The 12,757-nt window shown below is 40.6% G+C and carries 11 protein-coding genes and 1 tRNA gene; 7 read left to right on the top strand and 5 right to left on the bottom strand.

Annotated features, from left to right (window positions below; genetic code table 11):
• Nucleotides 1-11: 11 nt before the first annotated feature.
• Genes M2132_RS02815 through M2132_RS02805 form a run of 3 tightly spaced genes read right to left on the bottom strand, consistent with a single transcriptional unit; the run spans nt 12 to nt 4,238 of the window.
• Nucleotides 12-1,337, bottom strand: coding sequence for an MFS transporter (locus tag M2132_RS02815; protein ID WP_280671133.1), 1,326 nt, complete (start codon nt 1,335-1,337; stop codon nt 12-14).
• A 15-nt stretch (nt 1,338-1,352) separates the two neighbouring features.
• Nucleotides 1,353-2,378: a 2-oxoacid:ferredoxin oxidoreductase subunit beta gene (locus M2132_RS02810; protein WP_280671131.1), complete on the bottom strand. Its 1,026-nt coding sequence runs from the start codon at nt 2,376-2,378 to the stop codon at nt 1,353-1,355.
• A gap of 6 nt (nt 2,379-2,384) precedes the next feature.
• Entirely contained in the window at nt 2,385-4,238 is a 1,854-nt protein-coding gene (locus M2132_RS02805) for a 2-oxoacid:acceptor oxidoreductase subunit alpha (RefSeq protein ID WP_280671129.1), read from the bottom strand.
• Between the two features lie 238 nt (nt 4,239-4,476).
• Between M2132_RS02805 and M2132_RS02800 the strand changes: the two genes are divergently transcribed.
• The 3 genes from M2132_RS02800 (at nt 4,477) to M2132_RS02790 (ending at nt 8,103) form a co-directional block, all read left to right on the top strand.
• Complete coding sequence (locus M2132_RS02800; RefSeq protein WP_407932409.1) at nt 4,477-6,231, top strand: S41 family peptidase; 1,755 nt, start codon at nt 4,477-4,479, stop codon at nt 6,229-6,231.
• 94 nt (nt 6,232-6,325) lie between these two features.
• The gene (locus M2132_RS02795) at nt 6,326-7,579 is read left to right on the top strand and encodes a PLP-dependent transferase (protein ID WP_280671125.1); all 1,254 of its coding nucleotides are present in this window, start codon (nt 6,326-6,328) and stop codon (nt 7,577-7,579) included.
• 26 nt (nt 7,580-7,605) lie between these two features.
• Nucleotides 7,606-8,103, top strand: a complete 498-nt coding sequence (locus tag M2132_RS02790) for a ClbS/DfsB family four-helix bundle protein (RefSeq protein WP_280671123.1) — start codon at nt 7,606-7,608, stop codon at nt 8,101-8,103.
• 313 nt (nt 8,104-8,416) lie between these two features.
• Here M2132_RS02790 and M2132_RS02785 read toward each other — a convergent pair whose 3' ends face one another.
• A complete protein-coding gene (locus M2132_RS02785) occupies nt 8,417-8,677 on the bottom strand; it encodes a type B 50S ribosomal protein L31 (RefSeq protein ID WP_280671121.1) in 261 nt (86 codons plus the stop codon).
• Between the two features lie 210 nt (nt 8,678-8,887).
• Here M2132_RS02785 and M2132_RS02780 point away from each other — a divergent pair, with 210 nt between their 5' ends.
• The 4 genes from M2132_RS02780 to M2132_RS02765 all read left to right on the top strand — a co-directional run bounded on the left by M2132_RS02780 (nt 8,888) and on the right by M2132_RS02765 (nt 11,920).
• Nucleotides 8,888-10,294 carry a DUF3078 domain-containing protein gene (locus M2132_RS02780; RefSeq protein WP_280671119.1) on the top strand — a complete coding sequence of 469 codons (1,407 nt, stop codon included), beginning with the start codon at nt 8,888-8,890 and terminating at the stop codon, nt 10,292-10,294.
• A gap of 119 nt (nt 10,295-10,413) precedes the next feature.
• Nucleotides 10,414-10,486 (top strand) — tRNA-Met (locus tag M2132_RS02775).
• A 79-nt stretch (nt 10,487-10,565) separates the two neighbouring features.
• Nucleotides 10,566-11,258 carry a hypothetical protein gene (locus tag M2132_RS02770; protein WP_280671118.1) on the top strand — a complete coding sequence of 231 codons (693 nt, stop codon included), beginning with the start codon at nt 10,566-10,568 and terminating at the stop codon, nt 11,256-11,258.
• Nucleotides 11,259-11,290: 32 nt separating this feature from the next.
• Nucleotides 11,291-11,920, top strand: a complete 630-nt coding sequence (locus M2132_RS02765) for a hypothetical protein (RefSeq protein WP_280671117.1) — start codon at nt 11,291-11,293, stop codon at nt 11,918-11,920.
• Between the two features lie 86 nt (nt 11,921-12,006).
• Here M2132_RS02765 and M2132_RS02760 read toward each other — a convergent pair whose 3' ends face one another.
• The gene (locus M2132_RS02760; RefSeq protein WP_280671116.1) at nt 12,007-12,744 is read right to left on the bottom strand and encodes a porin family protein; all 738 of its coding nucleotides are present in this window, start codon (nt 12,742-12,744) and stop codon (nt 12,007-12,009) included.
• Nucleotides 12,745-12,757: the final 13 nt, after the last annotated feature.

The following is a 12,757-nucleotide window of genomic DNA, read 5'->3' as shown; positions in this document are numbered from 1 at the left end:
ATTTTCAGTGTTTATTCTACCGGAATATTTTTATTTACATTCTTTGAGCCAATCAGTGCATAGTAAAGTATGTATGCCAACCCTACAAATATTACCCAATAGCTGGTCATATAGCTTGTGTTGTCTGCTATGAAGTTCTGCAAAAGCGGAAGAATTCCCCCGCCGCAAACCATCATCATAAATATGCCTGAGGCTGCGGAGGTGTATTTGCCTAAGCCTTCCACCGCAAGGTTGAATATGCCACCCCACATTACAGACGTGCAAAACCCGCAAAGAACCAAGAAGAGGGCATTGATGGGAACATTTGCCTCACCAAACGAAAGCTTGCCCGTAGGCCCTGTTTCCAGCATGGGCATCAATATTTTCGATTCCACGGGACTCACTATCGCTAAAACAACAAGTAGCAATCCTATGGAAGAAGCTACAACCAACATTGCCTTGCTCGATACTTTTCCCGCTACCGATGCTCCAACAAAACGCCCTATAAGCATAAGAAACCAATAAGTGCCCACCACGAAACCTGCTGTTGCCGCACTCAATCCACCTGCTTTGGCATCGGCCAAAAAAAGGTTTAATGTTCCGGGAATACCAACCTCTATACCAACATAAATAAAAATGGCAACCACACCAAGAATAAAGTGTCGGAACGACCATGCGCTGTATTTACCATTTGCCGTTGTTGATGCGGCTTTTTCGGTATAAGGTTCTGGTATTTGTACCAACGACAATACGATGAATACCAATGCAAAAATGCCCATGGCGATATACATTACCGGATATACGTCTGTAATATTAGCTTTTGCTACTTCGCCAACGAGTGCCCCTACAAGCATTGGCACTATTGTTCCACTCAAGGAATTGAATGTGGCCGCAACCTGAATCAGCTGATTGCCTTTTTTGCCTCCACCGCCAAGGGTATTCAACATCGGATTCACCACTGTATTGAGCATACACATCGAAAATCCGGCAACGAAAGCCCCCAGTATGTAAACAAAAAAGCCGAAAGGCAGGGTGAGTATCTCTGTGCTTATGTTGCTGCTCGCATAGCCTGAAAGGTATTGGATGCCTATACCAACAAAACCGACAACAATGGCTGTTAGTGCCGTTTTTTTATACCCTATCTTGCTTAACATCCGCCCTGCGGGTATGCCCATGCAGGCGTATGCCGCAAAGTTGGCAAAGTTGCCCATCATACCCATAACATTCGACAGGTTGAACTGGTTTTTCAGCACAACTCCCATCGGCGCAGCCAGATTTGTGACAAACGAGATCATTGCAAAAAGAGCAATCATCATGATGATGGGAATCGTATAATTTTTTCTTTCTATATGTGTCATTTTATTAAGGTTTTTTTATTCTACTTTCCAAACGTTTCCACTCATTAAAAGCTCATTTAGTGTATGGATGGGGTTTCGAGCCTTTTCTGTCTCGACCGAACGTTCCAACTCCTGCTCGTACACAAGAGCCTCGGTGTCTCTTATTACACCTAAAGCTAAAGGTAAACCTGCTTCGGGCGACATCAGCCCCAACTTCAGGTGCAAAATATTGTCTTGGGTATGGGCATCGTGTGTAAGGACATCATCGAGTGTATATCCGTCTTGCCCAATAGTTACGGCTTTTAAATTCCACCCGTCAATCACTATGCCCTTGTCTTTGTCTTTGCCGAATATCATTTTTTCTCCATGTTTCAGCAGGATGGTATGGTCGTCTTTCAAATCTTTGTCGGTAACACTTTTGTGAATCTTATCGTTAAATATCACACAGTTTTGCAGTATCTCAACAACCGACGTACCGTTATGCTTAGCAGCGCTTACAAAAATATCCGTAGTGTTTTTCAGATCTACATCAATGCAACGGGCAAAAAAAGTACCTCTCGCACCCAAGGCCAGTTCTATGGGGCGGAAGGGGTCTTCTACCGTACCGAAGGGCGATGATTTGGTTATACTACCCCTGTTGGAGGTTGGTGAGTATTGCCCTTTGGTGAGGCCGTATATTTTGTTGTTGAACAAAAGGATGTTAATGCCAACATTGCGTCTGATGGCATGGATAAAATGATTGCCGCCAATAGCCAAACTGTCGCCATCGCCGGTTGCCAACCAAACCGAAAGTTCGGGTTTAGCTATCTTCACCCCGGTGGCAATAGCCGCACCACGCCCATGTATGGTATGGAATCCGTATGTGTTCATATAATATGGCAACCGCGAAGAGCAGCCGATACCTGATATAACTGCCGTTTTGTGAGGCTCGATACCAAGTTCGGCCATGGCTTTATGCAGACAATTCAATACTGCATGGTCGCCACAACCCGGACACCAACGGACGTTCTGGTCGCTTTTATAATCTTTTGCCTGAAAATAAGGCTTTGAGTTTGTATCCATAATCTTTTATTCCTCCAGCTTTTTAGTAAATTCTGTAATGAGAGCCTCTACCGAGAAAGGTTGGCCTTCCACTTTATTGCATCGTGAAAATTCTATCCCTTCTATTTTAGACGCAAGATGCCCGGCAAGATGTCCGCTGTTTTGTTCGGCAACTATAACTTTAGGGAACGACCTTAGGACCTCTGCTGTGTTTTTTGGTAATGGATTGATAAACTGAAAGTGAGCCAATGCTACATTCATTCCTGTGTTATTCATCCGGCCAATAGCCTCACGTAAATGTCCGTATGTTCCTCCCCAGCCTACAACCAAAAGGTCGGCATCGGGATTGCCAATGATATTTAGTTGGGGTATATAGTTTGCTATCGCATCTATTTTTGCTTGACGGGTATTCACCATTTTCTGATGATTTTCGGGGCTTGTTGATATGGCTCCTGTTTGGTAATCCCTTTCAAGGCCGCCTATACGATGAGTGTAGCCTTCTGTTCCGGCAGGAGCAATATACCGGGCAAAAGTTTGACTGTCGCGAGCGCCCACCGACCAACTATCACCTTTAAATTGCGAAACATCGTGCGGAATAATCTTTGGATACTCGTCCATATCCGGAATTCTCCATGCTGATGAACCATTTGCTATATATCCGTCCGACAGAAGAATGACAGGTGTAACATGCTCCAATGCTATTTTTGCCGCCCAATATGCTGTATCGAAACAATTTGTAGGACTGGATGCGGCAATTACAACGGCGGGGCTCTCGCCATTGCGCCCATATAAGGCTTGGCGAAGATCGGTTTGCTCGGTCTTTGTTGGTAATCCTGTTGACGGGCCTCCGCGCTGCACATCAATAACAACCAAAGGCAGTTCGGCCATAACGGCCAACCCTATCGCTTCGCTTTTCAGTGCCAAACCCGGTCCCGATGTGGAAGTTGCGGCTAAGTCTCCCGCAAAGCTTGCACCTATGGCAGAGCATACGCCGGCTATCTCGTCTTCCATCTGTACGGCTTTCACGCCAAGCTCTTTTCTTTTTACCAATTCATGGAGAATATCGGTAGCCGGAGTGATGGGATACGAGCCCAGAAACAGCTCTTTTCCGGCACTCTCGGCAGCGGCTATCAGTCCGTATGCGGTGGCAACATTACCGCTTATGTCGGTATAGGTGCCGGGGCGGGTTTTCATTGTTTCCACACGGTATGTCGGTACTGATAGGTCGGTGTTCTGTCCGTAATTGAAACCATCGGCCAAGACTTTTATGTTGGCTTCGGCCAGAAGTGGTTTATGGGAAAATTTATTTATTAATAAATGGTTAGCCATGTCGATAGGTTTGTTGAATAGCCAACAAATAAGTCCCAGTGCAAACATGTTTTTACATCTGGCCTGATCTTTTGGGCTCATCTCAAAATTAATCAGACCGTCTCTCGTCAGGGTAGTTATGGGGATAGATATAACCCTTGCACCGTTCAATCCCATTTCTGTGAATGGGTTTTCGGTTTTGAACAGGGCTTTATCTAAGTCTTTCTGCTGAAAAGAGTCGAGGTCGGCAATTATTATCGCGTCCTTCTTCAACCGGGTTGCGTTTACTTTAAGGGCGGCCGGATTCATTGCCACCAGCACGTCCACTTTGTCGCCAGCCGTATAGATATGTGTTCCTAAATGAACCTGAAAGCCTGAAACTCCGCTGAGAGTACCCTGCGGGGCTCTTATCTCGGCCGGATAATCGGGAAATGTGGCTATCTCGTCGCCCAATATGGCCGATAAATTGGAGAAAATTGTTCCGGATAGTTGCATTCCGTCTCCCGAATCGCCGGAAAAAAGAATAACAATATCTTTTACATCCTTAGGTGTTACTTTTTCTTGAAAATGCATGGCATGTGTTTTATTAAGCTAAACAAAAAATAGGATGAAGATGTTCGTAAATGTAAATACGAATGTAACAAGACAAACATAATGAATAAAATATAAATAAAACAAGTTTGAGCGATTGTTATTTTATAAAGTTATAACTAAAATATCTACTTTTGTTTTATAAAAAATTGTTCCTTTGTTTTGCTTTATTCCTTATGCAAGCATATAAGGTTTATTCAAACAGGTACTTATAATAATTTTGAAGTTGATGAAATATAAAAAACTACCCCTCATTATATATGCCTTATTTTTTTCGTGCGCATTTATTAATGCTCAGGAAAAAACGAATGCCGAAAAGCATTATTTTGACATAAACAAGAATATAGAACTCTTCAACACCATAGTAAAGGAGTTGGATATGTTTTATGTGGATACCCTTGATGTGGAAAAAACCATAGAAACGGGCATCTATAATATGCTTGCCGGGCTGGACCCATACACGCAGTATATACCGGAAGAGGATATGAAAGATTTTCGTTTCATGACCACAGGCGAGTATGCGGGTATAGGTTCTGTAATCAGCGTGTGCGAGTATGAGGGAAAGATAGCCGTAAGACTGACAGACCCTTACGAAAACATGCCGGCCGCTAAAGCAGGGCTGAAGGCCGGAGACGTGATTCTTGAAGTGGACGGCGAAAATGTGGTGCGCGAAGGCTCGTTAGAAAAACAGGGGCGCGACCTGTCGGCTTATGTAAGCGAAAAACTAAAAGGACAGGCAGGGTCTTTATTGCAGCTTAAAATAGCCCGTCAGGGAGCAAAGAAACCGATAGATTTTAAAATCATCCGCGAGATAATACAAGTACCCGCTGTACCTTATTACGGCTTGTTGGAAGACGGTGTGGGCTATATAGCGCTTTACCCTTCCATATTGCAAGCATCAGGATTTACCAATAAGAGCGCAAAGGAAGTGAAAGACGCTTTTTTAGACCTGAAAAACAAGGGTATGACATCGTTGGTGTTCGACCTTCGCGATAATGGTGGCGGAATGTTGGAAGAGGCCGTTCAAATTACAAATATGTTTGTTCCTAAGGGCGAAGTTGTACTGAGCACAAAAGGCAAAATAAAGCAAGCCGAAAGGACATACCGCACCACGCAAGACCCCATAGACTTAAACATGCCCATCGTAGTGCTGGTTAATGACGGAAGCGCTTCGGCCACCGAAATAGTTTCCGGCGCTTTGCAAGATCTGGACAGAGCCGTTATTATGGGCGAACGTACTTTTGGAAAAGGATTGGTGCAGATGCCGCGCGAATTACCATACGGTGGAAGTCTGAAAATTACCACATCGAAATACTACATTCCGAGTGGTCGTTGCGTGCAAGCGATAGACTATACACATCGTGACGGAAGCGGACGCCTGACACGTATTCCCGATAGTTTGACCAACGTTTTCAAAACGGCAAACGGAAGAGAGGTTCGCGACGGAGGGGGGATAATTCCCGATGTAAAAATAGAGGAAGACAATATTCCGACAATGATACTCTATATGATGGCCGAAAACATAATCTTCGATTATGCTACAAAATGGGTTGGTAGTCATAAGGCGATAGAGGATATAAATACTTTTTCGATATCGGACGAAGATTACAACGATTTCAAAATCTTTGTGAAAGGAAAAGACTTTAAATACGACCAAGGAAGCGAAAAAACACTGAAAGCACTGAAAGAAGTAATGGACTTTGAGGGCTATACAGATGTGGCAGACGACGAGTTTAAAGCGTTGGAAGCTAAATTGGTGCCTGATTTGGACAGGGATTTAGACCTTTTCAGAGAGAAAATAATACAGAGCATTAATGTTGAAATAGCAAAACGCTATTTTTACAGGAAGGGCGAAATACTCGAATCCCTTAAAAATGATAAAACGGTTAAACAAGCGGCAGAGCTGCTCAAAGACCAAGAAGCATATAAGAAGTTGCTACAACCCAAAGAAACAGAAAAGCTTGTAGAAAACTAAGCGGAAAACAATAAAAATATTAAATAAATGGAGTCGGTATAACACGAGTGTTTTATCGGCTATGTTTTATCAAAAAAAACAGTAAAAAGAATATATGGAAAAGAGTAATTGTGGAAACCAAAAATTCTCGACAAGGGTCATTGCTTCAAAGTTTAGCAAACCTGATGCGCATGGAGCCATAAGTATGCCTGTTTACAGGAACGCGGCATTCGAGTTTGAATCGGCCGAGGCTATTGCCAATGCTTTTCAGAATAAACTGAATGCTCATACTTATACACGCATATCGAACCCTACGGTCGAAAATCTTGAACTGAAAATAAAAACGGCATCGGGAGCCCAAGGTGTACTGTGCGTAAGTTCGGGGATGGCAGCTATTTCGAATACGTTTCTGACCATTACTTATGCCGGATGTAATATTGTGGCTTCGCCCCACTTGTTCGGAAACACTTTTTCTTTGTTGCAAACAACCCTTACCGAGTTTGGTGTTGAGGTTCGTTTTGTAGATACCGACAATCTGGACGAAATAGCTGCGGCTGTCGATGACAATACCGTAGCCTTTTTCTGTGAGTTGATCACCAATCCGCATATGGAAATTGCGGACTTGCCCGAAATTTCTAAGATACTGAAAGCTCGCAACGTTCCCATGATTGTAGATACTACTATTATACCCTGGTGCGGATTTAAAGCAAAGGATTTTGGTGTGGACTTAGAAATCGTTTCTACCACTAAATATGTTTCGGGTGGCGCAACCAGCCTTGGGGGGGCAATTCTTGATTATGGAACATTCAATTGGGCACACAACCGTAAGTTGGCAAAAATAGAATCATGCACCGGAACAGCCCGTTTTACCTTCAAACTAAGGCGTGAGATAGCCCGTAATATGGGAGCTTGCATGGATGCCGAATCGGCTTCATTGCAGGCATTAGGCATGGAGTCGTTGCAACTCCGTTACGAGCATATGTCGCAGTCGGCCTACGAGTTGGCTCTATTCCTTTCGGAACAATCTTCTGTGACGAAAGTGAATTATCCGAAACTCCCTACTTCGGCCTATAAACACATTTCCGAGAAGCTGTTTACCGGCAATCCCGGAGCTATGCTTACATTCAGTCTGAAAGATAAAGATGCTTGTTTTCGGTTTATGAATCGTTTGCAGGTTATTCGCCGTGCCACTAATTTGTTCGACATAAAAACCCTGATTATACACCCCGAATCTACAATTTATGGCACTTTTTCGCAAGAAATGAAAGACGTGATGGGCATAGAAGACAATCTGTTGCGCTTGTCGGTTGGCCTTGAAGATGTTGCCGATTTGAAGAACGATATAATCAGCGCTTTGGATACCCTGTGAAAAATTATGCTTAAAACTTTAATGATGTGGCAAGACCAACAACTAAACAAGGCTTAATAGAGGCTGCAAACAGCCAGTTCGATAAGCTGTGGAAACTGATAGATTCCATGCCGAAAGAAAAGCAGTTGGCTGTGTTCTCTTTTGAGGATAGAGACAAGAATCTGCGCGATGTGTTAATACATCTGTATGAGTGGCATCGGCTGTTACAGAATTGGCTCCGTTCTAATCGGGCGGGGAATGCGGTGAACTTTTTGCCCGAACCTTATAACTGGAAAACATATCCTAAAATGAATATAGAGTTTTGGGAAAAACACCAAACAACCCCTTTAGAAGACGCGGTTACACTCTTAAAGGAAAGTCATGCCGATGTAATGAAACTTATTGAACCCTTTACCGATGAAGAGTTGTTTATCAAGAAATACTTCCCGTGGACAGGGACAACCAACTTAGGGAGCTATTGCATTTCTGCTACATCAAGCCATTACGATTGGGCAATAAAAAAGCTGAAGAAGCATATAAAATAAAGATATAAAGCTATCCGTGGTGTCTTTAGAAAATAAAAGCTTATTATCTGAAAAATAACATATATCCATTTTGTTATCCTGAGTGCAACGAAGGATCTTAAATACAGAGATTCTTTACTTTGTTCAGAAACAACGTTCGAGGAGCGTGGGTGACTCAATGACAGATGTTATAAAAAAGAGGCTGAATGTCTCAAAATAGAAATTAAGTCTCTGAGAATTGAATATTCGGATTTGTTCTCCGATAGGTGTTCAAACAAAACGAGGGTGAAATCACATTGTGATACACCCTCGTTTACTTATAGCGGAAATTTTATTATTTCTTATTTTGCATGCGTTTTGCATAACGGTTCATGAACTTATCAACACGTCCTGCTGTATCCACAAGTTTTTGTTTACCTGTATAAAAAGGATGAGACGAACTTGTGATTTCAAGCTTCACGAGCGGATATGTAACACCATCTATTTCAATAGTGTCTTTAGCATTGATTGTAGAACGAGAGATAAAAATTTCTTCGTTCGACATATCTTTAAAAACTACCGGACGATAATTTTCTGGATGTATTCCTTTTTTCATTGCAATATATGTTTTACTATTTATTCTTTACTCTTAGGTAATTTCGGTTGGCAAAGATATATCTTTTTCTGAAAAAAAAGAAATAAAGTAAGGGTTAAAAACACAAAAATATCTATCCGCAATCAAGACAGTTCTTACTAATGTAGATTATATTTATATTTGCAGCTTATTAGCACGGCTTTAATCAGTGATAAATAAGTAAAAAAAGCAATGAAAAATATACATTCGATAATAACGGTTACTTTAGTCCTCTTTTTTTTAGCGTTTAATGTTTCCGCGCAGAATACAAGCAGAACGTTTTTGAATGACAATGTTTCCGTGTCGCAGTCGAAGGACAATCTGTACGAAAATACTTTGCCTGTTTTGCAAAGAGGGAGTAATGGTTTGATAATTATGCCCGGTGGCGGATGGACTCCTTTTTCTGACCGCATTACCTTTAAAGACACTATGCTAATAGAAGCATTTATGCTGCCTGTTGTTTTTGATGGAAAGATTTTGTCGCCGGATTTATCTTTTACTACAAACACAAATACTAATCAAACGACTCCCATTTTTAGGTTGATACATCCTGACAGTACATTTGTACCCCTATTGAGTAAAAGGGATAAAATAAATGAAATCCGCCGAAGCTATTACATGAGCCATCCGGATAAGGTTAAGTATAACGCTTTCTCATTTGGTAAGACAAATGCGGAGAAGGAGAAAGAGGCTGCGAAAACCAGCGTATTTAAAGATGTATTGCCCACCGAAGATCCGACAATAGCTCCCCCACCTACTGATATAGACAAATATGTTCCCAAAATTATCTATTGGACAAAAACGGGTGAACACGCTTTGTCTATAGCTCAAAATTATATTTCGGACAATTGGTATAAAGGAGGTTCCAATAATTTTTATGTGAAGAACTACCATAAATTCACTCTGAATTATGAGCGTAAAAAAATTAAGTTCCGTAACGTTTGGGAATGGAAGCTCGATTTGCAGAAAGAAGAAGCCGATACTGTTCATTCCATACGTATAACTGACGACCTTTTCCGGATGGAAAATACCCTCGAAGTAGCGGCTTTCAAAAAATGGTCGTATTCAGCAAAATTAGAAACCAAAACACAATTGTTCAACCGCTTCCCGATAAACTCAAAGGCGAAGTCTACGACGCTATTCTCGCCCTTGTATTCTAACTTAGGTTTTGGTATGAGTTATACGCATAACTCAACCTCAAAGAAAAACAAGCACCGTACATTCAGTTTAACACAGAATATTGCACCAATCGCGGTTAACTTAACTTATGTGGGGAGCGACGATGTAGACGAAACCAGTTTCGGATTGGACGAAGGAAAGAAAACAAAATGGGAATTTGGGTCTACCATCAATACGGATATGAGTATAAGCTTCAGCCAGAATGCAAAACTCACATCCCGGTTCAAATATTTCACCAATTACCATAGGGCCGAAGTTGAACTGGAAAACCGGTTTGATATGGCTCTGAATCGCTTTTTATCAACATCTATCCATATATATGCCCGGTTCGATGACAATGAAGGAGCCAAAAGAGATGGAGATTGGGGGTATTTACAAAGGTACGAATCTATAAGCTTTGGGTTGTCATATAAGTGGTAACCAGTATTTTGATTTAGTGTACTATCCGTATTCAAACACCTTGATAAAAATATTTAAGGATAAAAGCTCTTATTAATTTGGATTTCTATAAAAAAAATGTACCTTTGCATTCGAAATATCGCGGGGTGGAGCAGTTGGTAGCTCGCCAGGCTCATAACCTGGAGGTCATCGGTTCGAGTCCGGTCTCCGCAACACAGAAAGAAAAGCAACCGAGAAATCGGTTGCTTTTTATGTGAAAAACATATAGATTGATTATTAAGAACTTTGCAAAATGATTAACCGGCTGTTTTCTGTCATATTCGTAATTCTTTTATCCTTACAACTTGTAGCCCAGAATAAAATAGAAAGATCTAATCTGACTGATGTTGATTCGTTTACATCTCTATCTATTGTTTATGGGTGGAGTTATGATTCTAAGAAGGATAAATGGATTACTAAGGAAAATGAGATAAAAGGTATTGACAGATTCGATGGTTATTACATTCTCTCATTACATGACGAAAACAGAAATTATGTTGCGATAATCAAAGAGTATAAAATAAAGTCGAATCTGGTTTTCGATACATTCATTTTAGACTATGACGATTATGTAACAAAAATAAGTAAATGGGAGACACACACGCTGTTGAAGTTTCCGATACTTAAACACCATCAAGTCACCATCAAGAAAAAAGAACTGGTTACAAATGATGTATTAGGATTAAATGTCTCAAATTTGTTGAGTACTCCTCGTGATTATTTTGTTTTTCAATATAAGTTTTTACAAGACTCTACGGTTAAATTTCTGTTTTATACCGAATTGTACTCTTCGGATAATTGTATGTTGTCCGGGCTGAATACAGAAGAAGTTGATTTGGGCAGATACACATTCATAGGTAAAGAAGAATTATATAATAACTCCTTCTATAAAACTACGCCGCAGTATTTTACTGATTTTATTGATTCGCCACTAAAGAATAACTAACTAACTTAATACTTACGAAAACTTAAAACACTATGTCTAAGAAAATTATTGCATTAGGAGCTATCTTATTTTTTATTACAACAAGCATATTTGCACAATTGCCGTATGCTAAAATGATGGATTTGACTAATGCTGAATTGAAAGAAAAGAAATTCAAGTACGATTCGAATAAGAATCAGTATAAAATGTCGAAAACGAATAAAACAAACCAAACTATGAATGTCCTTAGTGCCATAGGTGGTTCAACTGCAGATATAAAACCTCATAAAGAAGACTATACTATTGTGATACAAAAGGGGGCGGAAGACAAAACGGCTTTCACTTCTGTGCTGTTCTACAATGATGATACTTATCATACTATATCGTCATGGATTGTAGAAAATGATATAACACCTATCGAAACAAATTCGGGTAAATTGGTATTGCAAAAATTCGATTATGAAGACTATACCGTAGAATTGGCAATAGAACTTGTTTCTGTAAAAACGACCACAAGTAGAACTTTTGCCGCAGCTAAAAGTTTCGATGAGTCTTATAATGTATATACCTATACAATATATACCGGAGTTGCTCCCGAATCTAAATGGCATAAAAAAGAAGCAGAAAAGAAAGCAAAGAAAAAACTAAAGGGAGATAAAGAAGATCTGAATGATTTGATGTAAGATAAGAATAAGAAGAAAAAAGCAACCGATTTCTCGGTTGCTTTTTTAGTTTATATCAATTGTCTCGTCCTAAAATAAGTTTACACTTAAAACTTATAACCTATCTTGCAATAAGCATTCCGGTTTTTCAGATTAATGTCTTTCTTGTCCGAGATGTTTGTTAATCCATATTCGTATCCCAAAGAAAGAACGAAGGAATTGTATTCGCCATTGACTCCGGCACTTATTCCCATATCGAAATCCTTGTAATTATTGTCGTCGAAGGTATCTATCTTGCTTTCTATGGTTTGGTCTTGTGTTGGATATCCCGGTATTGTAGCTTGCTTGGTAGTTAGCTTTGTTGTTGTTTTGCCTCCTACGCCATAAGCGAAATAAGGGCCTGCAAATACTCCGGCGTTCACACCTTCTCCCAATTTTAGTCGGTATCCGGCATGAATAGGCATCTGGAAGTAAATCATGTTAGTATTAATTTCAAAACGTCCGTTTTTATTCCCGCTGATTAGATCGCTGTATTGGTCAACGCTGAATCCTGCCTGTTCAAGGTCGTTACGGGTGATGATTTTGGAGTATTTGCCGTTTGCACCTTTCGACAGAAAGTTTATTCCTATCTGGGTGTAAAAATTGTTTGATATATTATAATCTAAATGAAGGGCTGCCCGCCAACCCAACCTTGCATCCAGGTCGTTGGCATCGTCACCGCCAAAAGTAGAAAGGTTTGCTCCTGCTTCTATCCCATATGCAAGGGTGTTTTCTTGTGCTCTTGCAACTGATATAGACGATAGTAATACTATGGCCATCAGGCTTATTTTATAAATTGTTTTCATAATTTTACTTTGT

It is taken from the genome of Dysgonomonas sp. PH5-45 (assembly GCF_029893235.1).
GTDB lineage: Bacteria > Bacteroidota > Bacteroidia > Bacteroidales > Dysgonomonadaceae > UBA1309.
The sequence above is the reverse complement of the archived record's forward strand: the minus strand, read 5'-3'. Positions and strand labels throughout refer to the sequence as shown.